Annotated in this window: 23 protein-coding genes; 14 read left to right on the top strand and 9 right to left on the bottom strand. The window is 56.4% G+C overall.

Going from position 1 to position 22,641, the window contains the following annotated elements:
- Positions 1 to 67: 67 nt before the first annotated feature.
- Genes ftsX through ftsY form a run of 3 tightly spaced genes read right to left on the bottom strand, consistent with a single transcriptional unit; the run spans position 68 to position 3,415 of the window.
- Positions 68 to 1,123 carry a permease-like cell division protein FtsX gene (ftsX, locus tag ACE38U_RS16905; protein ID WP_038483115.1) on the bottom strand — a complete coding sequence of 352 codons (1,056 nt, stop codon included), beginning with the start codon at positions 1,121 to 1,123 and terminating at the stop codon, positions 68 to 70.
- On the bottom strand, positions 1,116 to 1,784 hold the full coding sequence (ftsE, locus tag ACE38U_RS16900) for a cell division ATP-binding protein FtsE (RefSeq protein WP_038477901.1): 669 nt from the start codon (positions 1,782 to 1,784) through the stop codon (positions 1,116 to 1,118). The genes ftsX and ftsE overlap by 8 nt, the downstream gene beginning before the upstream one ends.
- Before the next feature lie 2 nt (positions 1,785 to 1,786).
- Positions 1,787 to 3,415 (bottom strand): signal recognition particle-docking protein FtsY, encoded by a 1,629-nt coding sequence (ftsY, locus tag ACE38U_RS16895; RefSeq protein ID WP_038477898.1) that lies wholly within the window; start codon positions 3,413 to 3,415, stop codon positions 1,787 to 1,789.
- A gap of 181 nt (positions 3,416 to 3,596) precedes the next feature.
- Here ftsY and rsmD point away from each other — a divergent pair, with 181 nt between their 5' ends.
- Both rsmD and ACE38U_RS16885 read left to right on the top strand, forming a co-directional pair.
- On the top strand, positions 3,597 to 4,184 hold the full coding sequence (gene rsmD / locus ACE38U_RS16890; protein ID WP_038477895.1) for a 16S rRNA (guanine(966)-N(2))-methyltransferase: 588 nt from the start codon (positions 3,597 to 3,599) through the stop codon (positions 4,182 to 4,184).
- Between the two features lie 5 nt (positions 4,185 to 4,189).
- On the top strand, positions 4,190 to 4,459 hold the full coding sequence (locus ACE38U_RS16885) for a DUF1145 family protein (RefSeq protein WP_167549842.1): 270 nt from the start codon (positions 4,190 to 4,192) through the stop codon (positions 4,457 to 4,459).
- On the opposite strand, the gene ACE38U_RS16880 is transcribed toward ACE38U_RS16885, so the two are convergent.
- Positions 4,447 to 4,818: a DUF2500 domain-containing protein gene (locus ACE38U_RS16880; RefSeq protein ID WP_038477889.1), complete on the bottom strand. Its 372-nt coding sequence runs from the start codon at positions 4,816 to 4,818 to the stop codon at positions 4,447 to 4,449. The genes ACE38U_RS16885 and ACE38U_RS16880 overlap by 13 nt on opposite strands.
- 121 nt (positions 4,819 to 4,939) lie before the next feature.
- Here ACE38U_RS16880 and ACE38U_RS16875 point away from each other — a divergent pair, with 121 nt between their 5' ends.
- Entirely contained in the window at positions 4,940 to 5,566 is a 627-nt protein-coding gene (locus ACE38U_RS16875) for a lysoplasmalogenase (protein ID WP_038477877.1), read from the top strand.
- 2 nt (positions 5,567 to 5,568) lie between these two features.
- On the opposite strand, the gene ACE38U_RS16870 is transcribed toward ACE38U_RS16875, so the two are convergent.
- The 3 genes from ACE38U_RS16870 to ACE38U_RS16860 form a co-directional block, all read right to left on the bottom strand.
- Positions 5,569 to 6,939 carry a PTS transporter subunit EIIC gene (locus tag ACE38U_RS16870; RefSeq protein ID WP_375530178.1) on the bottom strand — a complete coding sequence of 457 codons (1,371 nt, stop codon included), beginning with the start codon at positions 6,937 to 6,939 and terminating at the stop codon, positions 5,569 to 5,571.
- 56 nt (positions 6,940 to 6,995) lie between these two features.
- Positions 6,996 to 8,066, bottom strand: a complete 1,071-nt coding sequence (locus tag ACE38U_RS16865; RefSeq protein WP_375530177.1) for an SIS domain-containing protein — start codon at positions 8,064 to 8,066, stop codon at positions 6,996 to 6,998.
- Between the two features lie 163 nt (positions 8,067 to 8,229).
- Positions 8,230 to 9,276, bottom strand: coding sequence for a LacI family DNA-binding transcriptional regulator (locus ACE38U_RS16860; RefSeq protein ID WP_375530176.1), 1,047 nt, complete (start codon positions 9,274 to 9,276; stop codon positions 8,230 to 8,232).
- A 184-nt stretch (positions 9,277 to 9,460) separates the two neighbouring features.
- Here ACE38U_RS16860 and zntA point away from each other — a divergent pair, with 184 nt between their 5' ends.
- The 3 genes from zntA to ACE38U_RS16845 all read left to right on the top strand — a co-directional run bounded on the left by zntA (position 9,461) and on the right by ACE38U_RS16845 (position 12,535).
- The gene (gene zntA, locus ACE38U_RS16855) at positions 9,461 to 11,674 is read left to right on the top strand and encodes a Zn(II)/Cd(II)/Pb(II) translocating P-type ATPase ZntA (protein ID WP_375530175.1); all 2,214 of its coding nucleotides are present in this window, start codon (positions 9,461 to 9,463) and stop codon (positions 11,672 to 11,674) included.
- A gap of 142 nt (positions 11,675 to 11,816) precedes the next feature.
- On the top strand, positions 11,817 to 12,128 hold the full coding sequence (locus ACE38U_RS16850) for a type II toxin-antitoxin system HigB family toxin (RefSeq protein WP_038477862.1): 312 nt from the start codon (positions 11,817 to 11,819) through the stop codon (positions 12,126 to 12,128).
- Positions 12,125 to 12,535 (top strand): helix-turn-helix domain-containing protein, encoded by a 411-nt coding sequence (locus tag ACE38U_RS16845; protein ID WP_375530174.1) that lies wholly within the window; start codon positions 12,125 to 12,127, stop codon positions 12,533 to 12,535. The genes ACE38U_RS16850 and ACE38U_RS16845 overlap by 4 nt, the downstream gene beginning before the upstream one ends.
- A 6-nt stretch (positions 12,536 to 12,541) precedes the next feature.
- On the opposite strand, the gene tusA is transcribed toward ACE38U_RS16845, so the two are convergent.
- A complete protein-coding gene (tusA, locus tag ACE38U_RS16840; protein WP_008458604.1) occupies positions 12,542 to 12,787 on the bottom strand; it encodes a sulfurtransferase TusA in 246 nt (81 codons plus the stop codon).
- A 174-nt stretch (positions 12,788 to 12,961) separates the two neighbouring features.
- Here tusA and ACE38U_RS16835 point away from each other — a divergent pair, with 174 nt between their 5' ends.
- The 3 genes from ACE38U_RS16835 (at position 12,962) to ACE38U_RS16825 (ending at position 15,437) form a co-directional block, all read left to right on the top strand.
- Positions 12,962 to 13,627 (top strand): 7-cyano-7-deazaguanine/7-aminomethyl-7-deazaguanine transporter, encoded by a 666-nt coding sequence (locus ACE38U_RS16835; protein WP_016538599.1) that lies wholly within the window; start codon positions 12,962 to 12,964, stop codon positions 13,625 to 13,627.
- A gap of 72 nt (positions 13,628 to 13,699) precedes the next feature.
- A complete protein-coding gene (locus ACE38U_RS16830; RefSeq protein WP_038477855.1) occupies positions 13,700 to 14,257 on the top strand; it encodes a DcrB family lipoprotein in 558 nt (185 codons plus the stop codon).
- 130 nt (positions 14,258 to 14,387) lie between these two features.
- Positions 14,388 to 15,437: an AI-2E family transporter gene (locus ACE38U_RS16825; RefSeq protein ID WP_038477852.1), complete on the top strand. Its 1,050-nt coding sequence runs from the start codon at positions 14,388 to 14,390 to the stop codon at positions 15,435 to 15,437.
- Between the two features lie 6 nt (positions 15,438 to 15,443).
- Here ACE38U_RS16825 and ACE38U_RS16820 read toward each other — a convergent pair whose 3' ends face one another.
- Positions 15,444 to 16,154, bottom strand: coding sequence for an FMN-binding negative transcriptional regulator (locus ACE38U_RS16820; protein WP_255483411.1), 711 nt, complete (start codon positions 16,152 to 16,154; stop codon positions 15,444 to 15,446).
- A gap of 27 nt (positions 16,155 to 16,181) precedes the next feature.
- On the opposite strand from ACE38U_RS16820, the gene pdxR reads away from it, so the two are divergent.
- The 5 genes from pdxR to ACE38U_RS16795 all read left to right on the top strand — a co-directional run bounded on the left by pdxR (position 16,182) and on the right by ACE38U_RS16795 (position 22,617).
- On the top strand, positions 16,182 to 17,669 hold the full coding sequence (gene pdxR, locus ACE38U_RS16815; RefSeq protein ID WP_375530173.1) for a MocR-like pyridoxine biosynthesis transcription factor PdxR: 1,488 nt from the start codon (positions 16,182 to 16,184) through the stop codon (positions 17,667 to 17,669).
- A gap of 19 nt (positions 17,670 to 17,688) precedes the next feature.
- A complete protein-coding gene (locus ACE38U_RS16810; RefSeq protein ID WP_176982480.1) occupies positions 17,689 to 18,294 on the top strand; it encodes an ATP-dependent Clp protease proteolytic subunit in 606 nt (201 codons plus the stop codon).
- A gap of 128 nt (positions 18,295 to 18,422) precedes the next feature.
- Positions 18,423 to 20,975 carry a TonB-dependent receptor gene (locus tag ACE38U_RS16805; RefSeq protein ID WP_375530172.1) on the top strand — a complete coding sequence of 851 codons (2,553 nt, stop codon included), beginning with the start codon at positions 18,423 to 18,425 and terminating at the stop codon, positions 20,973 to 20,975.
- A gap of 161 nt (positions 20,976 to 21,136) precedes the next feature.
- Positions 21,137 to 21,631, top strand: coding sequence for a sigma-70 family RNA polymerase sigma factor (locus ACE38U_RS16800; RefSeq protein ID WP_038477839.1), 495 nt, complete (start codon positions 21,137 to 21,139; stop codon positions 21,629 to 21,631).
- Entirely contained in the window at positions 21,631 to 22,617 is a 987-nt protein-coding gene (locus ACE38U_RS16795; protein ID WP_375530171.1) for a FecR domain-containing protein, read from the top strand. The genes ACE38U_RS16800 and ACE38U_RS16795 overlap by 1 nt, the downstream gene beginning before the upstream one ends.
- The last annotated feature ends 24 nt before the right edge of the window (positions 22,618 to 22,641 follow it).

Raw genomic sequence — 22,641 nt, 5'->3', positions numbered from 1 at the left:
AGCGGTGTAAAACGCACTCCCTGCTGACGACGTTATCGTAGCAGGGAATGAGTATATCAAAAACTTTTTACTCCGGCGTAAAGCGGCGTAAATGTTGAACAGTGGCAAGCCAGGCTGCCAGCCAGCCGATCATCGAAGAGACCAGCAGCAACAGGAGGCACTCGTCAAAGCCAAGGCCGCTGATATCGAACTTCGTGCCGAAGACCTGCGCCACGTCCGTCACCGCCGACGACAGACGCATCACCAGGATCTCAGACAGGATCAGCGACAGGAACGCACCGCTGAACCCGATTAACGCCCCGCCATAAAGGAACGGGCGCAGGATAAATCCGTCGGTAGCACCGATAAGCTTCTGGACGTTAATGGTATCGCGGCGGGCAAAAATGCTCAGGCGCACCGAGTTACCAATCACCAGGAACACCGCCGCCACCATCAGGATGCCGATCATCACCGCCACGCGCCCAACCAGGCCGGTCAGCGCCGCGAGACGGGCAAACCAGCTGTCGTCCATGCGTACTTCATCGACGCCATGAATCTTCGCCACGCGGTCACGCAGCGTATTCAGGTGATCCGTGCTCTGGAAATCGAGTTTAGGGTTAACCACCGCAACCGCCGGCAGCGGGTTCTCTTCCAGCATATCCAGCGCGCCGCCAAAGCCCGACCAGTTACGGAACTCGCCCAGCGCTTCCTCGCGGGAAAGGTAGTTAACTTTATCAACGCCCTCTTCCGCCTGGATAGCGCCCACCACCTGCTGCGCGGCGTTGTCGTCCAGCGCCTTATCGAGGTAAACGGTGATTTGCGGCGACGGATAATACTGGGTGGCCGCCTGGTTCACGTTTTTGTAGACCATATAGCAGACGCTCGGCAGCGTCAGGGAAATAGCAATCACCATCACCGTCAGGAAAGTCGCCAGCGGCTTGCTCTTCAGGTCCTGCAGCGCCCCTTCCCAGGCATAGCGGAACTGCTCGTTCACGCCGCCCTTCAGGGATTTGCTTTTGGACTGCGGCCCTTTGCCACGCTTTTTCACCGAGCGGCCAAGAGCGCCTAACTTATTCAGTTGGTTAATCTTGTCCAGCTTGTTGCTGAAGCGCTTGATATGGTTGAGCGCACTGTGTTTATTCACCTGCCAGGCCTCCATGCAAATGGCCGTCGCTGAGCGTCAACATACGGTAATTGCGACGCGAGATAAGCCCCATATCGTGGGTAGCCATCAGAACAGTCACGCCCACGCGGTTAAATTCTTCAAACAGGCGCAGAATGCCTTCCGACAGCGCATCATCAAGGTTACCGGTCGGTTCATCCGCCAGCAGTACCGCAGGTTTGTTCACTACGGCACGAGCGATGCCGACGCGCTGCTGTTCACCGCCGGAGAGTTGGATAGGAAAGTTCTTCGCTTTGTCCAGCAGCCCGACCTTATCCAGTGCCGCAGACACGCGGCGACGAATATCTTCGCCGCTGGCGCCCGCGATGATCAGCGGGATGGCCACGTTGTCGTACACGGTTCTGTCCATCAGCAGATGGTGATCCTGGAAGATCATGCCAATCTGGCGACGCAGGAACGGCACTTCACGGCTTTTCAGGCGGCTGATATCGTGGCCGCTGAAAAAAATCTTCCCGGCGCTTGGCCGTTCGATACCGCAGATAAGCTTGAGCAGAGTACTCTTCCCTGCGCCAGAATGGCCGGTCAGAAAGGCCATCTCGCCTGGTTGCATATGGAAGGTGATTCCCTGCAACGCTTGTCTCCCACCGAGATAGGCTTTACTGACGTGTTCAAAGCGAATCATTGTTAATCCTCTCGGGCAAAAAGTGCCTCTATAAAGTCGCCCGCATTAAACGGTCGTAAATCAGAAATTTGTTCGCCGACGCCAATGTAGCGAATCGGAATGCCGAACTGGTCTGCCACAGAGAAGATTACGCCACCCTTGGCGGTACCATCCAGTTTGGTCAGGGTGATGCCCGTCAGCCCCACCGCTTCGTGGAACAGTTTAGCCTGGCTTATCGCATTCTGACCGGTGCTGGCGTCGAGGGTGAGCATAACCTCATGCGGGGCATCCTCGTCCAGCTTTTTCATAACCCTGACAATTTTCTTCAATTCTTCCATCAGGTGCGATTTGTTCTGCAAACGCCCTGCGGTATCGGCGATTAACACGTCGATATTACGCGCCTTCGCCGCCTGGATAGCATCGAAGATAACCGAGGCGGAGTCCGCGCCGGTGTGCTGGGCCACGACAGGAATATTGTTGCGCTGGCCCCAAACCTGCAGCTGCTCAACCGCCGCCGCACGGAAGGTATCGCCCGCCGCCAGCATCACGGATTTACCCTGCTGCTCAAACTGACGGGCCAGTTTGCCGATGGTAGTGGTTTTACCCACGCCGTTCACGCCAACCATCAGGATAACAAACGGCGTTTTGCCTTCAATATTCAGCGGCTCATCCACTTTGGCGAGGATTTCGCTCATCTCTTCTTTCAGCAGACCGTACAGCGCTTCGGCGTCGCGAAGCTGCTTGCGGCTTGCACCTTCGGTCAGGTTGGTGATGATTTTACGCGTGGTTTCCACCCCAACGTCGGCAATCAGCAGCTGCTCTTCCAGCTCTTCAAACAGATCATCATCGATTTTTTTGCCGCGGAACAGACTGATAAATCCGGAACCGAGATTTTGTTTGGTTTTGACAAGGCTGCGCTTCAGGCGAGCAAAGAAGCCTTCTTTAGTCGGTTTTTCCTGCTCTTGCAGCGCGGCAATCGGAGCAGCTTCTTCGACAGCCTCTTCTTGCGGTTCGTCATCAAGGACTTCTTGCGCAACGGCTTCATCTTCAACGGCAGCTTCGTGTGCAAACAATGCCTCAGCTTCAGCCACTTCTTCGTTGACGATCTCGTCCTGCTCGGCCTGCCATTCGTCCGGCTGCTCTGCGGTTTCAACAATCTCTTCCGGCAGCGGCAGCGTTTCGTGCTCAACGGCGGCAACCGGTTGTTCGATGGCTTCCGGCTCTTCGACAACAACCGCAGGTTCCATAACCTCAGGTTCGACAACGGCTTCAGGTTCAACAACAGGCTCAGGTTCAATAACCGCCACAGGTTCTGGCTCGGCCACAATCTCAGGCTCAACGGTCACTTCCGGCTCAGGAATCATTTCCGGCTCGGCAACAAGCGCCTTCTCTTCGGCTTCTTCTACGAGCTGCTCGTTAACCTCCACGACCTGCTCGGCAAACTTTTCGGACTCCTCCAGTGAGTGCTCACTAACTAAATCCTGCTTATCCTGCTCAACAGCCTGAGGCTGTTGAGGTTCATCCTGTGTGGAAGCCTGTTCAGTAACCGGTTGTTCTTCTATTACTTTTTGTTCTGTTTCTGCTTCCGGCTGCTGCTCTTTCTGGCCAAATCCCAGCCAGGAAAAAAAGCCACGTTTTTTCTCTTTCGCCATTTGCGACTACACTCCTCGCTGTTAACTCATGGCACAGACCCGATTCTGCTTGCCACGGGCATAAAAAATAGTGCGTTAGTCTATCACTTTCCCGGCGCGGCATCACTCCGGCGGATTAAGGTTTCCTGGCCGGGCGAGCACCGTTAGAATAGCCGCAAAATTTAGCATCGCAGTGAGAGCAATGAAGAAACCCCAATCCGCTGGCTCCGGCCAGATTCGCATCATCGGCGGCCAATGGCGCGGTCGAAAACTTCCGGTTCCCGACAGTCCCGGCCTGCGTCCGACAACGGATCGCGTACGCGAAACGCTGTTTAACTGGCTGGCTCCGTCAATGGTAGATGCGCATTGTCTCGACTGTTTTGCCGGCAGCGGTGCGCTCGGCCTGGAGGCGCTCTCTCGCTATGCCGCCAGCGCAACGCTGATTGAGATGGATCGCGCGGTTTCCCAGCAGTTACAAAAGAACCTGGCGACCCTGAAAGCCAGCCACGGCAAGGTGCTCAACGCCAATACGCTCAGCGTTCTCGCCCAGCCTGGCACGCCGCATAACGTGGTGTTTGTCGATCCGCCGTTCCGTAAAGGGCTGCTGGATGAAACGCTTAGCCTGCTGGAGAAAAATGGCTGGCTGGCGGATGAGGCGCTAATTTACGTAGAAAGTGAAGTGGAAAATGGTCTGCCGGTGGTGCCCGCAAGCTGGGCGTTACACCGTGAGAAAGTCGCCGGTCAGGTGGCTTACCGCCTGTTTATTCGTGAAGCTCAAGGAGCCGCATAATGCCGATTCTGATTAACTTTGGCCGCCTGCTGATGCTTTGCGTCTGGGGTTTTCTGATTTTTAACCTGATTCACCCTTATCCGCGCCCGCTAAACATTTTTGTTAACGTCGCGCTGATCTTTATGGTGATTATGCACGGCCTGCAGCTGAGCCTGCTGAAAGCCACGCAGCCAAAAGACGGCCCGGCGCTTGGCCGTCTTGAGCAGATTAAGATCTTTGTCTTCGGCGTGTTTGAACTGCTTATCTGGCAGAAAAAGCTGCGTCAGGGCAAGTGAGTTTCTTCGGGGACGAAGCTGACAAAGCGCGTCCCCTTATAGCTCAGCGTGCCTTTATCTCCCACCGTTACCGCATTGTATTCCGCCGCTGCTACCCGCATTTTCATCTCCATGCCGCCGCTCTGGGGCGCAAACCAAATCTCATAGCGGATTGAGTCCTCCGGCGGCGTCACTTCCCGCTGGCGCGAGCGCCTGTCATTGGACGGTTTTTCACGTTTGGTCGCCACCACCACTTTTTTTACGCTCAGCGGTGCCGCGTCGTTTTCGATGTTCTGGCGGCGCTGCTGCAGGTAGCGGAAAGAAGCGGCAACGGCTATCACCACAACGATCGCGATAATAAAAATGGGAGGCTTACTCATGGCTTTTTCTCTAATTGTCAGACACTTTTAAGCATAACCCTGGCGCCGCGCCGTTGTCATCTGCGACGCTTAGCCACTAGACTGAATACTGTTACGCCAACAATTAGAATAAGGATATGCCATGCTTTGGTCATTTATTGCTGTTGCGTTATCTGCCTGGATTTACATTGACGCTTCCTGGCGCGGGTCCACCTGGCAGCGCTGGATTTTCAAGCCGGTCACCCTGCTCCTGCTGCTGCTGCTGGCCTGGCAAGCGCCGATGTTTGAAGCTGCGGGCTACCTGATTGTGGCGGGTCTTCTGGCAACGCTTGTCGGCGATGCTCTCACGCTATTACCGACCCAGCGCCTGCTCTATGCGGTGGGCGCTTTCTTCCTTTCACACCTGCTGTATACCATCTATTTTGCCAGCCAGATGACCTTAGCCATCTTCTGGCCTCTGCCTCTTGCCCTGCTGATTATCGGTGCGCTGCTGGTGGCCACTATCTGGACGCGGCTTGAAGCCCTGCGTATGCCTATTCTGACGTTTATCGGCATGACGCTGGTGATGGTCTGGCTGGCGGCCGAGCTTTATTTCTTCCGCCCGACGGCCCCAAGCTTCTCCGGATTTGTGGGTGCCAGCCTGCTGCTGCTGGGCAATATCGTCTGGCTGGTCAGCCACTATCGGCATCGTTTCAGAGGCGACAGCGCGATTGCTGCCGCCTGCTACTTTGCCGGGCACTTCATGATTGTTCGCGCCCTGTATATCTGAGGTTAACGCCTGTCTTCCGCCAGGGAGGCAGGTTCCAGCCTGCGGGTTTTGCCGTAGATAATGGTCAATACCGCAGGCACCGTAAACGCCACCGCGATCGCAATCACCTCATAAATCATCTTTGAATCCGGCCCGCTAAACAGCCCCAGTTCGAACACGTTCAGCACCGGCAGGAAGCTGTAGGTTTTCACCCCCAGCAGCCCGGTAATACCGCCGCCCAGCGCCGCGCCGATGCAGCCAAACACGAAGAGCATGCGGTATTTCAGGTTCACGCCGTACAAAGCTGGCTCGGTAATGCCGAAGAAGGCGGAAAGCGAAGCAGAAATCGCTATCTGCTTATCTTTCAGGTTGCGGGCAATAAAGATAGCGCCGAACGCCGCACCAAACTGCCCCATCACCGCCGACATAAACATCGCCATAATAGTGTCGTAGCCGTTGACCTGAATGTTAATCAGCGCCAGAGGAATAATGCCCCAGTGCACGCCAAACACCACGAACAGCTGCCCAATACCCGCCAGCAGCGCGCCGGAAATCACCGGGCTGAGGTTATACAGCCAGGCATAGCCGTTAGCGATGCCAACGCCGACATAATCAGCCACCGGGCCAATCACGGTGAACACCACAAAGCCGCTAATGATCAACGATAAACAAGGCACGAACACCAGCGCGGCAATCTCAGGAATCACCTTTTTCAGCCAGCGTTCGACATGGCTTAGGAAGAGCACGGCAAACACCGCCGGGATCACCGCCCCGCCGTAGATTTTCACGTTAAGCGCCAGGCCAATGACGTGGAATGCGCCGGGCACGCTGGCATCCGTCAGCGGGAAGATCATCGCCGCCGTCAGCGCCAGGGCGCTAAACTTGTTGGCCTTAAAGCGTTCCGCCGCGGTGACCGCAATAAACATCGGCAGCATGACGAAGACGCCGCTCGACAGCGCATTGAACACGGTAAAAACATAGGAGTGGGTATCGACCAAACTCATCGTCTGCAACAGAACCACGATACCTTTCACAACCCCAACGCCAGCCAGTACGCCGATGTAAGGGGTGAAAATCGCCGAAAGCGTTGCCAGCAGGCGGTTAATCACCGAACCCTGCGGCGCGGCTGGCTCCTCTGCGGAAGACTCGCCCATCTGCGCCGTTATTGCCTGGAAGACTTTTTCAACCTTTGGCCCAATCACAATCTGGAATTGCCCTGGGTTTTCAACCAGCTTGACTACCTCCTGCAACTTATAAAGCTCGTCTTTATTAATCTTACTTTTGTCTTTGAGGGTAAAACGCAAACGGGTTGCGCAGTGGGTAAGATGCTCTATATTTTCTGCCTCGCCGACGTGCTGAATTATCTGCCGGGCAAGTTGACTGAAGGTAGCCATAATCATTCCTTAGTAGCAAGGTATGGAAATTATTGTTGTGTAGGGTACAGCCCGTATCAGGCGTAATCGCCCGGTTTAGTTTTGCTTTTCACCGCAACGCCAAAATCGGTGAAAATTCGCTGTGGAAGGTTATTCCCTTTCGCCTCGGCAATATGGTGAGCCAGTATCTGGAACGGAATAACCATGATCAGCGGAGCAATAAACTCATCAACATCGGCTTTCACCGCCAGCGTGCGTGGGTCGTGGTCCTCGCCTAATTTAATGGTGTACACGTAGTCGGTATATTTCTGCTCATAGGCTTTCAGCAGCAATAAACGTTCGCGAGCCAGGCCCGGTGTATCAATAAAGAACATCCGGTGAGTGCCGTTCACTTCGAAATAAGGCCCGTGCATAAAAGCTTCCAGCTCCACGCCCTGGGAAGGAACGCGAATCGTCTCGGCAAACTTGGTTTCCATCTCTTTGATAACGCCGACGCTCGGCCCGTAGCCAATCGAGGTAAATCGCGGGGAGGTGGCCAGCTCATCCTGCCACCTGGTAAAGAAGGCTTCGGTGTCGGCGATAATGCCCGGGATAGCCTGCACCGCCACACCCAGTTTCCTCAGCTCGGCCGCTTCCTGTTCGGCGTCGATCTTCCCGCTGCGGCGAGCCGCAAACACGCCCAGCAGCATGAATTTCAGGATGGTGGCAACGTACCCTTTGGTCACATAGCCCACGCGCTCTTCGCCAATTTCAATATCAATCACATGGTCAACGTTTCGCGCCAGTTCACTGCCCGTTTTGCTGGTGATGCCCAGCGTTTTTACCGGGTGAGTCTGGCGAATATGCTGGATCGCGTTGATGGTCGAGGTGCTTTCCCCACTCTGGGAAACGCCTATCACCAAATCAGCCGTCTCACTGAACTTTTCGTAGTGCTGAAAGTGGAAAGGCTCCTCCACCGTGATGCGCACGTCCGCCAGCTTTTCCACGTAGTATTTCGCACTTTTGATGGCGTTAATGCTGGAACCCGTAGCCAGAACCAACCACTCCTTTTGCCCCTCCAGGACCGGAAGATCGGACGGATAGCGGGCAATCATGGCGCTTAACGTCGCCTGCTCTTCATGGATATAGGTCATCATTGTCGGTTTCATCGGCTCTCCTGTAATCAAAACCTGAAAACGTTTTCAGGTTTTAGGCTAGAGGAGTCGGGCGAGGCTTGTCAACGCCAGATCGCGCAACTGTTAGCGGGATCAAAAAATATCGCAGAAGGGAAAACGGGCGGACGCCGAAAAAAGCGTTATCCGCCGTTGAAAACTAAGAGGATTCACCGCCGGTCAGGCTAATAGGGATCTTTTCTGCCGCGGCCACGTCAGCATTCTGATTCAGGATGGCCATTAATCGCCGCATAACCTCTTTGCCAATTAACGCGTTTTGATGGTCAACGGTGGTAATGCGTGGAATAAAATATTCGCTGCCGGGAAAATATTCGCAGCTCACTACGGCGATATTTTCTGGCACCAAGAGGTTCTTATCTTTTAGCGCGCGGATGGCACCTTTTGCGACGTGGTCGTTAATTGCCACAATGGCGTCCGGCAAGGCTTCATTGTTAGCAATTAGCGATTCGATAGCCTCATAGCCATGCTGTAAATAAAAGTTATTCAGCACCACGAAACTATTTTCTACCGGTAAACCTGCTGACTCCAGCTCGGTGCGAAATACCGCTTCACGCTCGCGAGTAATATAAACATTCTTCGACCCGCCGATAAAACCAATCCGCCGGTAGCCTTTATCAATAAGATGACGAGTCGCTAACCTCACGCATCCGGTCTGGTCACGTTCAACGCAGGCATATTCCACACCGGGAAGCTTACGCCCCACCACCACGACCGGCACGGTGGCGATGAGTTTTTTCAGCTCCTGCAGATAGGTCGCTGAAATATCGTTGTAGTCGATGTTGCCGCCCAGAATAATCACGCCGTCTATCTGGCTGTCGGTGATGGAATTAAAAATATGCTCTTCGGGCACCACCGGCGCTTCGCGAGAGGTTCTGTTTGCCGATTGAGTGTCGTACAGCGTGACTTTGTAGCCGAGCCGCAAGCTTTCATGCTCAATCTGCGCCACCAGCATCACAAAGTAAGGGTTACTGATATCCGAAACGACAATTGCCAGCGTCTGGGTTTTCTTCGAGATCATCCCGCGCGCGAGTAAATTTGGGCTGAAATTATGTTCCTGAATCACTTTTTCAACCCGGCTGCGCGTTTTGTCTGCCACCCAGCTGTTGTTGTTCAGTACGCGGGAGACGGTGGCGATGGACACCTGCGCCAGCTCCGCAATATCTTTGATTGTCAGTGGTTTTTTCATCGACTCATTCTCATCCCGACCTGCGGATAATACTAGGGGAAGCGCCCTGGGGAAGCAAAGGCCAATGCTGAAAACTGCCGCCCGTGAACCAGAAACGTTATCAGGCAAAAAAGGGGCTTGACTCTGGAGTTGACTCCAGAGAGTAACATCGCTAATGAGAAAATTATCATTACCGGAGGGCGCCATGCTCAACACACCCCAAGACGGCAAAAAGCCACCGCAGTTTGCGTTTGCCAAACTTAGCCCGCTGCAGGCCGAAGGCCCCTCCTGCTGCGCCGATGACACCTGCTCTGCGCAGAAGCCAGAGCCGGAAATCGCCGACAACGGCAGCCGCTACAGCTGGCACGTTGAGGGGATGGACTGCGCGGCCTGCGCCCGCAAAGTGGAAAATGCGGTGAAACAGATTAGCGATGTTCAGCAGGTTCAGGTGGTGTTTTCTACCGAAAAACTGCTGGTCAGCTCTGCGCGCGACGTTCGCAGTGACGTAGAAAAAGCCGTCAAGGCCGCAGGCTACACCCTGAATGCAGGCAATGCGCCAAAGCAGGAAAAAAGCCGCAGCCTGCAGGAAAACCTGCCGCTGATCCTGCTTATTGTGCTGATGGTGATTAGCTGGGGGCTCGAGCAGTTCAACCACCCGCTCGGCAACCTGGCGTTTATCGCCACCACGCTGGTTGGCCTGTGGCCGATAGCTCGCCAGGCGGTCCGCCTGATCCGCAGCGGCAACTGGTTTGCCATTGAAACGCTGATGAGCGTCGCAGCCATCGGCGCACTGTTTATCGGCGCTACCGCCGAAGCGGCCATGGTCTTGCTGCTGTTTCTGATCGGTGAACGTCTCGAATCCTACGCCGCCAGCCGTGCGCGCCGGGGGGTAAGCGCCTTAATGGCGTTAAAGCCGGACGTCGCTATTCGCCTCCGGGACGGCGAGCGCGAAACCGTCGCTCAGGCCGAGCTTCGCCCCGGCGACGTTATTGAAGTCGCCGCCGGTGGCCGACTGCCGGCCGACGGTCGCCTGCTCAGCGGTTTTGCAAGCTTTGACGAAAGCGCCTTAACCGGGGAATCCGTGCCGGTAGAGCGCCAGCAGGGCGAAAAAGTCGCCGCTGGCAGCACCAGCGTGGATCGCCTTGTTCAGTTGGAGGTGATTTCCGAACCCGGCGACAGCGCCATCGACCGTATTCTGCGGTTGATTGAAGAAGCCGAGGAGCGCCGCGCGCCCATCGAACGCTTTATCGATCGCTTTAGCCGGATTTACACGCCGATTATCATGCTTCTCGCGTTACTGACCGCCGTCGTTCCTCCTTTGCTGTTCGGGCAGAGCTGGGAACCGTGGATCTATAAAGGCCTGACGCTGCTGCTTATCGGCTGCCCGTGCGCGCTGGTTATCTCCACGCCTGCGGCCATTACTTCCGGCCTTGCCGCAGCCGCACGCCGTGGGGCGTTGATTAAAGGCGGCGCGGCGCTGGAGCGTCTCGGTCAAATACAGCAGGTCGCCTTCGATAAAACCGGCACCCTGACGGCAGGTAAACCGCAGGTCACCGCCATTGCCGCGGCAGACGGGATTGAAGAAGACCAGCTTCTGGCGCTCGCCGCCGCAGTAGAACAGGGTTCAACGCACCCGCTGGCTCAGGCCATTGTGAGCGCAGCACAGCAGCGTAATTTGCCAGCTTTCGTCGCGGAAAATCACCGCGCGCTGGCCGGAGTTGGCGTTGAAGCGAATATCCAGGGTGAAACGCTGCTGCTCAGCTCACCGTCCAAACTTGACGCTCAGGCACTCAACGAAGTCTGGCAGCAACGTATCGCGAAGCAGGAAGAAGAGGGCCAGACGGTCATCGTGGTACTGCGTTCAGGGCAGCTGCTGGGCACCATCGCCATGCGTGACACTTTGCGCAGCGACGCGCGTGAAGCGGTTACCGCCCTTCATCAACTGGGCATTCAGGGCGTGATGCTGACGGGGGATAACCCACGAGCGGCGGCGGCAATAGCCAACGAACTGGGCATTGATTACCGCGCCAGCCTGCTCCCGGCAGACAAAGTGGCGGCGGTGAACAAACTGAATGCCACCGCGCCGCTGGCAATGGTCGGCGACGGCATTAACGATGCGCCGGCGATGAAAGCGGCCACCATCGGTATTGCCATGGGCAGCGGTACCGACGTCGCGCTGGAAACCGCAGATGCCGCCCTGACCCACAACCGCCTGACCGAACTGGCAAGCATGGTGCGGCTCGCCAGAGCCACCCATAACAACATTCGCCAGAACGTGACGATTGCGCTGGGGCTGAAGGGGATTTTCCTGGTCACCACCCTGCTCGGCCTGACCGGCCTGTGGCTGGCGGTGCTGGCAGACTCAGGCGCTACCGCGCTGGTAACGGCGAACGCCATTCGCCTGCTGCGGAAGAAATAGTTTTCGAGACATCTTCCGGATTTTTACTCAATCAATGGAGCAAGGACGCTCACGTGTAAAAATGAATCCCCCGCCCGCAAGTTGACTGATTGGCAACTTGCGGGCATAATTGTCGCCAATCAGTCAACTTCAGGATGAAGTGATGCATCTGATTACGCTGAAGACGCTTATAGAAGCGGGTCAAAGATTTCCCAGACACAGGCAGGAACTGCAAATTCTCGGCAAAGTGCTGGAAAAAGGCTTCTTTCCAACGCCGGAATCACTTAAGCGGATTTATCCTTCACTGGATAACTTTAAGTACCTCGATAAACATTACGTCATCAATATCGCCGGCAATGAACTCAGGCTGATTGCGCTTATCTTTTTTACCAGCCAGAAGTTCTACATCCGCCATATCATGACGCACAGCGAATACATGCGGTTTACTGAAACACACCGGGGAAAGAAGAGATGATTGCTGATGCGCTTAAAGCCGCCGAAGCATTGAAAACGGCGGTTCCACTGCTGGGTGGCAGCACCAGAGAAAAAGATTATCTGGCGGCGCTGGAGCTGGTCGAATACCTGCTGCTCAATGACCCAGAAAATCCACTGGTTGAGATTGTCAGCAGCAAAATCTCTGCCTGGGAAAACGCACAGCCTGAAGTACAGACGTTCCGAGCGGAAATGCAGGCAATCCCGGCCGGGATTGCCATGCTGAAAACCCTGATGGAGCATCACCAATTAAAACAGAGCGATTTTCAGCAAGAGATTGGCAGCAAGTCGATGGTATCCCGCATTCTCAGCGGCGAACGACAGCTAACCACCGAACACATCCGCCAGCTTTCCCGGCGCTTTGGCATCTCACCTGCCCTCTTTTTCTGAGAGGGATCAGTGGCTCTTACGCAGCAAATAGCGGTAAGGCAGCGCGTCGGTTTCGCTGGCAACCAGCTCATGTTCCATAAAGCGGCAGAAGCCGGGGATATCGCGTGTGGTGGCCGGGTCGTCGGCTATCACCAGCAGCGTTTCGCCTACGGGCATATTGCGCACGGTTTTGCGCACCATCATCACCGGCTCCGGGCAGCGCAGGCCAAGGGCATCCAGCGTATGGTCGGGGGTTGCGAACAAATCGGTCATAGCACTCTCAGGTCGTCAAAAACCGCGCTAGTTTACGCCGGGGAAAATCTGGCGCAAGCCGCGTGAACGATTGCGTTAAAATTAACCATTGCAATGAAAAGCTAAAGCAGTATCATCCCCGCGCTTTACATTTTTGACTGGGTTCCCTCACCCCACTACTAAAAAGGCTACAACATGATGCAGTTCAGCACTCGCCAGCGCACTAATGCGCTGTTTTGGCTATCGCTTTTTCATTTGCTGGTGATCACCTCCAGTAACTATCTGGTTCAGCTTCCGGTCTCCGTCTTCGGGTTTCATACGACCTGGGGCGCCTTCAGCTTCCCGTTTATCTTCCTGGCGACCGACCTTACGGTGCGTATTTTTGGCGCTCCGCTGGCGCGACGAATTATTTTCGCGGTAATGATCCCGGCGCTGGTTATCTCCTACGGCATCTCGGCCCTGTTTTACATGGGAAGCTGGCAGGGCTTTGAAGCGCTAACCCACTTCAACCTGTTCGTCGCCCGTATCGCAATCGCCAGCTTTATGGCCTATGCGCTCGGCCAGATCCTCGACGTGCACGTCTTCAACCGCCTGCGTCAAAACCGCTGCTGGTGGTTAGCGCCTACCGCTTCCACGCTGTTTGGTAACGTGAGCGACACGCTGTCGTTCTTCTTTATCGCCTTCTGGCGCAGCCCGGACGCCTTTATGGCCCAGCATTGGGTAGAAATCGCCGTGGTCGATTACTGCTTCAAGGTTCTTATCAGCCTGATTTTCTTCCTGCCGATGTACGGCGTATTGCTGAATATGCTGTTGAAACGCCTCGCAGATAAATCCGAAATCTCCGCGCTACAGCCAGGTTAAACGCGGGCTGAATATCTTGTGTTAAGATGCAGGCATCGGCCTTGTGGCTTGCTAACGGAAAGGAATAACGCGATGCGCAACCTGGTAAAATATGTCGGTATTGGCCTGCTGGTAGTGGGTCTTGCCGCCTGTGACAACAACGACAGCAAAACCGCTACCGCCGGTAGTCAGGCAGCCAGCAGCGCCAGCGGCCAACCTATCGAACTGCTGGACGGCAAGCTGAGCTTCGCCCTGCCGGCAGACATGACCGATCAGAGCGGCAAAGTGGGTACCCAGTCCAACAACATGCATGTTTATTCTGACGCGACCGGCCAGAAAGCAGTGATCGTGATTGTCGGCGACAACACTACCGACGACCTTGCCGCGCTGGCAAAACGTCTGGAAGAACAGCAGCGCGCGCGTGACCCGCAGCTTCAGGTCGTGACCAACAAATCCATTGAGATCAAAGGCCACGAGCTGCAACAGCTGGACAGCGTTATCTCCGCCAAAGGCCAGACCGCCTACTCTTCCATCATCCTTGGGAAAGTGGACGACAAGCTGCTGACCATGCAGATAACGCTGCCTGCGGATAACCAGCAGCTGGCGCAGACCAACGCGGAAAACATCATCAATACCATCGCCATCAAGTAAGCGTTGCGCGATGCATCAATGGCTCCGCCTCTCGCGGGGCCATTTTTTTCTTCATTTTCAGACAGACTGCCGCAGCCTCGCGCCCGGGAAGCACTACACTAAAAGCACCGTTTCCTGACAGGACGTCTGCATGACTCCCCCTCAACTCGATAAAACCGGCCTGCATATTTTGCTCAAGCTTGCCGCGTTAGTGATTATTCTCGCTGGCATTCACGCCGCCGCCGACATCATCGTTCAGCTGCTGCTGGCGCTGTTCTTCGCCATCGTTCTCAACCCGCTGGTCACCTGGTTTATGCGCCGGGGCTTTAACCGCCCGCTGGCCATTACCATCGTGGTGCTGGTGATGCTGGTGGTACTCACTTTACTGGTTGGCGTGCTGGCAACTTCGATGAACGATTTCATGGAACAGATGCCGCAGTTCAACAAACTGCTGACGCAGAAGGTGCGAGAAATAGAACATGCAATGCCGTTCCTGCATTTGCCGCTGTCGCCGGAACGTATGCTGCAAAAACTCGACTCCGACAAGCTGATGACCTTTGCCACCACCTTAATGGCCGGGCTTTCCGGGGCAATGGCGAGCATTTTACTGCTGGCGATGACGGTGATTTTTATGCTGTTTGAGGTGCGTCACGTGCCCTATAAGCTGCGCTTCGCGCTGGCAAATCCGAAGCTTCACATCGCCGGCATGCACCGCGCGTTAAAAGGCGTCACCCACTATCTGGCGCTAAAAACGTTTATCAGCCTGCTGACCGGTATCATTATCTGGCTGGGATTAAAGCTGCTGGGCGTGCAGTTTGCGCTGATGTGGGGCGTGCTGGGCTTTCTGCTCAACTACATTCCCAACATCGGCTCGGTTATCTCTGCCGTGCCGCCGATGATTCAGGCCTTCTTGCTTAACGGCACCTATGAAATGCTGATGGTCGGGGCGCTGTTCCTGGTGGTGCACATGGTGCTGGGGAATATTCTGGAACCCCGCATGATGGGGCGCGGGCTGGGGATGTCGACCTTTGTGGTATTCCTCTCGCTGCTGTTCTGGGGCTGGCTGCTCGGCCCGGTGGGCATGCTGCTCTCGGTGCCGCTGACCAGCGTCTGTAAGATCCTGATGGAGTCGACCCAGGGCGGGGCGAAACTGGCTATTCTGCTGGGGCCAGGCAGGCCAAAAAGCCGTCTGCCGGGATAATCTCAGCTATTTTTTATCACGCCTGGCGATGCTGTGCAGCATCGCCTCGCCAATTTCCCGCTCGCCTTTCGCCATCAGCCCCTGAGCGGCTCCGGCCCGATCCTCAAGCTTTTTGTTCTGCCCGAGTTTTGTCTTGCCGATAAGCGAGGCCAGAGGAATTTCTATTCCGATAATGGCCTTCAGCATTGAGTCGATAAACGCCGGCGGCGCATCGCTGACCTGCCACGGCATTTCCATCGGCGCCTCCTGCTGGCGCGTCAGGCTGGTTATCTGCTGCAGCACGAAATCTGCATCATCCCGCACGGTGATTTTCCCTCGCGCCTGCACGGTCTGATAGTTCCAGGTCGGCACCTCTTTATGATGTTCCAGCTTGCCCGGATACCAGCCAGGAGAGATGTACCCCTGCGCACCGCGAAACACGACCAGCACTTCCTGCTCCGGCTGAAGTGAGCGCCACAGTGGGTTAGCCCGGGCGATATGAGCCCGGAGCGTGCCGAGTTCGCCCTGCTCGGGGCAAAGTTCAAAGGGGATATCAAAAGCGTCCGGCACGCCTGCACTCTGCACGATCAGTATGCCCAGAGGATTAGCCCGGATAAGCCCCTGCAGCACATCAATATCGTGCTCCTGGAAATGGCGAGGAATGTACATTGGCAGCCCTTTATTGGCGGTAATTTTACCCAGCTTATGGCCGAAGTGGTTTATGATAAAGAACCACATTCCCGCAATATGACCGAGCCACAATGCATGTCACGTAAAGCCCGAGCCGTAGATATTCCCGCCATCGGCGAACTTGACCGCCGCAGCGGACAGCTAAGCTTGCAGCTGGCCAAAGCGCTGAAAAATGCCATCCATAAAGGCGAGCTGAAAAGCGGCGACCTGTTGCCCTCCACGCGCGTGCTGGCTGGCGCACTGAATGTGGCGCGCGGCACCGTGCTGGAAGCGTTCGAACAGCTGGTTGCGGAAGGTTTTCTGGAATCCAGACACGGCTCCGGCACCAGAGTGGCCTACGCGCCGGAAAGCCCGCAGCCGGTTCAGCCAACACGTCCTGGAGCAACAATTCCGCTTTCTGCCCAGGCGCAGGCATTTGCCAAAGTCGGCGAGCAGCTAAAAACGCTGGCCCCAAAGCCGTTTGCCGTTTCCGTGCCTGTAGGCGACACCGCCCCGGACGACGTGTGGCGCAGGCTCGGCAACCGTATTCGCGCCCGCGGAGCCGGGGCACCTTCGGGCTATGCCGACCCGCAAGGCGCGCTGGTCCTGCGTGAAGCTATCTGTGAATACGTCAGAAAGTCGCGCTCGGTGCGCTGCACGCCGGAGCAGGTCATCATCACCTCCGGCAACCAGCACGGCCTGTACCTGACGCTGCAAATCCTGCTGGAGGCGGGGGATTCAGTGTGGATGGAGGAGCCCGGCTACCCTGGCGCCACGTCGCTGTTTGAGACGATGTTCCGCGACCGCAAGATGGTAAGAGTCGCCGTTGACGACGAGGGGCTGGACGTTGAGTCAGGCAAAAAGCTGGCTCCTGACGCCCGCGCCGCGTTCGTTACGCCCTCGCATCAATACCCGCTAGGCATGCCGCTCAGCATGTCGCGCCGCGCCGCTTTACTGGAGTGGGCGCAGGCAAATCAGGCCTGGATAATTGAGGACGACTACGACAGCGAGATGCGCTACGCGGGCCATCCGTTCCCGGCGCTACAGGGGCTTGGGCCGGAGAACGTTATCTACCTCGGCACCTTCAGTAAAATCCTCTTTCCGTCCTTGCGCCTCGGCTATGCCGTGGTGCCTGAGCAGCTGGTTTCGGCCTTTTGCGGGGCACGCATCCTGATGGACAGGCAGCCGCCGGGGGCTGACCAGCACGTGCTGGCGAGCTTTATTTCCGAGGGACACCTCGACCGCCATCTGCGAAAAATGCGCGGCGTTTACGCCGAAAAACGTCGGGTACTGATGGCGGCTGTAGAACAATATATTTCCCCGGACGTGGCCTGGCTTCAGCCATGTGACCAGGGCATGCACATGGTGCTTTGGCTGCGCCACGGCCTGGACGATCACCAGGTTGTGGAGCGGGCAATGCAGTCCGGAATTGCCGTCCGTGCGGTGTCGCATATGTTTACGCCAGACAGGCAGAAATCCGGTATTTTGCTCGGGCTCGGCGGCTACAGTGACGAAGAGATCGTTCGTGCCGTGCAGCGCCTGAATGAAGTGCTATGCTCTAGTGCATCCCTGATTACGCCATAAAACTGGCAGGAGACTGATTATGCTTACGTTTTTAGAAAAAGATGAACCTGAAGAAAGCGCTACCCCCGCCAATGCATCAGGGCTAATGCAGCAAAAAATGCTGGATTCACGCTCGATCATTATCTCCGGTGAGATAACTCAGGCGATCACCAAAGAGGTGGTGTCCCAACTGTTGCTGCTGCAAAGCATCAACGACAAGCCGATTAAGCTGTATCTCAACAGCCAGGGCGGCCACGTTGAGGCGGCGGACACCATTCATGACGTGATCAAATTCATCAAGCCGGAAGTCCATATCATCGGCACCGGCTGGGTTGCCAGCGCCGGGATCACCATCTTCCTGGCCGCGGACAAAAAGCACCGCTATTCGCTGCCAAACACCCGCTTTATGATTCACCAGCCGCTGGGCGGCGTGCGCGGCCAGGCCACGGACATTGAGATTGAAGCCAGAGAGATTATTCGCATGCACGAACGCGTGAACAAGATGATCTCAGAAGCCACCGGCCAGCCGCTGGAAAAGGTGAAGCAGGACACCGACCGCAATTACTGGATGTCGCCGAAAGAAGCTATCGATTACGGCATTGTCGGGAAAATCATTACCCGCTTCTCGGAGCTGAATATCGACTAGCAGCCGGATAAAATGAACAAGAATCACCAGGCCACCCACGCTTAATTTAAAAATTTTCTGCCTGATTTTCCGTTTCGCGTGACCTCTCTGAAGCAGTACTTCTCGTTACTCACCTTCAGGGATACATCATGACGATAAAAAATAACGGAAAGGCTACGGCCATTTCCGACGCGAGCCAACCTGCACAGCTCCCTCGCGCCCCGTTTGCGTCTGGCATTGCTTTATCCGGCCTGCTGGCGCTGGCAACCGGTTTACCCACGTTTTCCTGGGCGACAGAAGCCTCCTCAGCCGCCAGTCAGGCGTTTTCCGTGCCTGCCGGGCCTTTGAGCAGCGCCCTGCAAACGCTGGCAAGCGATGCCAACGTGATGCTCGTTTTCACCCCAGACCAGGCTGCGAATAAAACCACTTCGGGCCTCAAGGGGCGCTACTCGGTACAGAGTGCGTTTGACCATCTGCTGTCAGGCAGCGGCCTGAAAGCCGTTCGCGAGGGAAACAGCTATCGACTCGTCTCCACGGGAGCCGCCGCCGGTGAAACCGCGCCGATTAGTGTGCCGGAGCTTTCCGTGGTCAGCGGCCTGGACGACAGCGTGGTGGCCGGGCGCTCAACGCTGAAGAAAGAGAATATCGAGCGGATCCAGGCGGATAACGTCGCCGAACTGCTGGATAAACTGCCGGGCGTCTCTTCTGCCGGTTCACCACGTCCGGGCGGGCAGAGCCTGAACATCTGGGGCATGGGCGGCATGGAAGACATCAAAGTGACGCTGGACGGCGCGCCCAAAGGGTTTGAGAAGTACCGCCAGGGTTCGGTGTTTATCGAGCCGGAGCTTATCAAGCAGATCGACGTCGATAAGGGCCCGTTTAACCTCGCCAACGGCAACGGCGGCTTCGGCGGCAGCATTAAAATCGTCACCAAAGACGCGGCCGACCTGCTACAGCCCGGTGAAAACTTTGGCGGCATGCTGAAGTACGGCTTCCACACCAACGATAACCAGAATATCTACAGCGGGGCGCTGTACGGCAAAACTCCGGAAGGCTTTGCCGACGGTATGCTCTACGCCAGCAAACGCGACGGCGGCAACATTACCCGCCCGGACGGCACCCATTTCGACTATTCCGCCAACCGGCAGGGCACCTGGCTGGCAAAAACCAACCTCTATCTGACCGACTCGCAGACGCTGACGCTCTCGGCCATGCATTCGGAATCCACAGGCTGGCAGCCTTTTGCCGCCAAGCGGGACGACATCGCCGCCCCCAGTCAGGCCGATATCAACAAATACGGGTTCGACGAAGCCTGGCGCAGGAAGCTGGTGTACCGCAACCAGACCGATGAAAACTACTCCGTGAAGTGGAATCTGGCCCCGGCAGAAAACCCGTGGATAGATCTGACGCTGAGCTATGCCTGGTCCAAAACCAAACAGCACGACACTCGCCCTGACTCCGCAGGCACTTCCAGCTTCCTCGGCACGCTCGGCAATGAGAGCTGGGTGGACTACAAAGACAACCTGGTGGAGGTCAGTAACAAAAGCCGTTTCAGCACCGGGCCGGTGGATCACCTGCTGGAAATCGGCGCGAGCTGGCATAAAAATCAACGCGACGCGCTGATGTTCTACCCTGGCTACAAGAAGAACGCGGCCTACAACTATGGCTACTTCCAGCCGTATTACATGCCTGCAGGGGAGCAGCAAACGCGCGGCCTGTATATACAGGACAGCATGACGCTCGGCAGCGTCACCGTTACGCCAGGCGTGCGCTACGACAGCGTGACGAATACCGGCGAGCCAAATATCGCCTCAATGTACAACAGCAGCGATCCTAAAGTCGGCCACGACTACAGCAGCAAAAGCTATCACGGCTTTACGCCTGCGCTTGGGCTGGTCTGGAAGGCCACGCCGAATATGTCGCTGTTTGCCGACGTCACCCGTACATGGCGTGCGCCGACGATCGACGAGCAGTACACCGTGCAGTACGCGCTGTCTAACGTCTCAGGCACCAGCCGCGACCTGAAGGTTGAAACCATCCACAGCGTTCGCGGTGGGATGATCCTCAACTTCAACGACCTGCTGGCAGACGACGACAGCGTGCAAATCCGCACCACGCTGTTCCGCAACCGCGGCAAAGACGAAATCTTCTATCGCCGCGGCGTACTGTGCGGGGCGCAGTCGGTGAAAAGTGGCGCGAACTGCGGCTCTCCGCTGTCGAACTACCGTAACCTGCCGGGATACACCATCCAGGGACTGGAAATTGAGTCGTTTTACGACAGCCACCGCATGTTTGGCAGCCTCTCGTTCTCCACCATTCGTGGCCAGCGTGATGCTTCGCCGCGCGACCCTTGGGGTAATAAAACCTGGATCGCAGAAATTCCGCCCGTCACCGCACACACCACGCTGGGCGTAAAAGCCCCGGAATGGAACATGACGTTCGGCTGGACGATGGATATGGCGCGCAAGCAGGACCGTTCGCCGCAGGACGGTGACCCGTTAGCGGGCATCTGGGCACTACCAAAAACCAAAGGCTATGCCCTGCAGGGGCTGTTTGCCACCTGGCAGCCGGAACAGGTTAAAGGCATGGAGGCGCGCGTTGCCGTCGATAACCTGTTTAACACCGACTACTACCCGTATCTGGGCGAGTCCGTCTCCGGCATCGGGCGCAACATCAAGCTGAGTATTTCTCAGAAATTCTAATGGCTTATCCGCAGCGCCAGCCCAGGCGCTGCGTTCTCATTGCTCGCAAAAGTACATTAATACTCCGCAATCTCTTGACATAAAAATAGAGAAATGAAAATAATAATGATTATCATTTAATATTTATCACGCCCTGATACCGATCGATGGTGAGTCACGTCATGTCCCGTTCCCAACAGGTTGCACAGCAGCTTTACTGCGATCATCAGCGCTGGCTTTACCACTGGCTGCGCAATAAGGTCGGCTGCCCGGAACAGGCGCAGGATCTTACTCAGGATACCTTTATTAATATCCTGGTCAGCCCCGATCTGGTTTCCATTCGCCAGCCGCGCCCTTTCCTCGCCACGGTTGCCCGGCGGCTGATAGCCAACCATTATCGCCGCAAGAAAATCGAAGAGGCCTGGCTGGACGCGCTGGCCTCCCAGCCGGAACAGGAACACCCTTCCCCCGAAGCCAGGCTGCTGATTCTGGAAGTGCTGGAACAGATTGATGCGGCGCTGGACGGCCTGCCTTCTCAGGTCAGAGAAGCCTTCCTGCTGGCACACCTGCAGGGCATGCGCTATTGCGACATTGCCGAACGCCTGCGCGTTTCCAGCAGCTCCGTTAAGCAATATCTTCAGCGCGCTAACCTGCACTGCTTCTTTGCCCTAAGCTGATGATCCCCGAACGTTTAGTCGACCGAAACGGGCAGGAACTCAACCGCAATAGCGCTTACGCTGCGGCGTCATGGCTTACGCTGATGATGTCTGATGAGGTGAGCGAGCAGGACAAAAAGAACTGGCAAAACTGGCTGGCGGAGAGCGCCGATAACCAGCGTGCGTGGCGGCACATTGAAGCGGTATGCGCCGGCTTCAGGCAGGTTGACGGCAAGCTGGCGCAGAAAAGCCTCTCCTCGTTAAAAAACAGCGGCAGGCGTCACGCCTTAAAAGGGTTAGGCGCTTTACTGCTGGTCGGAGGCTCGCTTGAGTGGGGCAGGCAGCAGCACGGCTGGGAAACGTTCACGGCCGATTACCGCACCGCAACGGGCGAACAGCGACAGGTTGAACTCAGCGAAGGTAGCCAGTTGATGCTGGACACCCAAACCGCGCTAAACGTAAATTTTACCGGGCAGCAGCGTCAGATTGAGCTGCTCAGCGGCGACCTGCTGATTACCACCGGGCAGCGTGAAAAGCTGTCGGCCTGGCCCAGGCCTTTTAGCGTGACGACACCTCACGGTAAAGTGCTGGCTCTCGGCACTCAATTCCGCGTAAAGCTGGAGCCGGAACGTACTCGTATTGCCGTTTACCACGGAGCCGTGCGTCTTTATCCGCGTAGCTCGGGGCTGGCCGGGCTGCAGCTCGGCGCGGGCCAGGGAGCATGGCTGACGCAAGAACAGTCCGGGGGCCTGCACGGCGGTGAAAAAGAGCCCGGCTGGGTTCACGGTAAACTGCTGGCCGACAATATGCCGCTCGGGGATTTCCTGCGGGAAGTAAACCGCTATCGCCCGGGCGTTTTACGCTGCGACGAGGACATAGCTTCCCTGCGGCTGTCGGGCGTTTTCCCGCTAACGGATACCGATGAGATTCTGGCCGCCTTACCGCGCGTCTTACCCATCAGGATAAATACGCTGTCGCGCTACTGGGTCAGCCTTTCACGGCAGTGAATAATGCTTCGCTGATGGTTTATC

The sequence above is a fragment of the Cedecea selenatireducens genome (genome assembly GCF_042138895.1).
Taxonomy (GTDB): Bacteria; Pseudomonadota; Gammaproteobacteria; order Enterobacterales; family Enterobacteriaceae; genus Cedecea; species Cedecea selenatireducens.
Note: the sequence above shows the minus strand (reverse complement) of the source record. Positions and strands in the feature narration are given on the sequence as shown.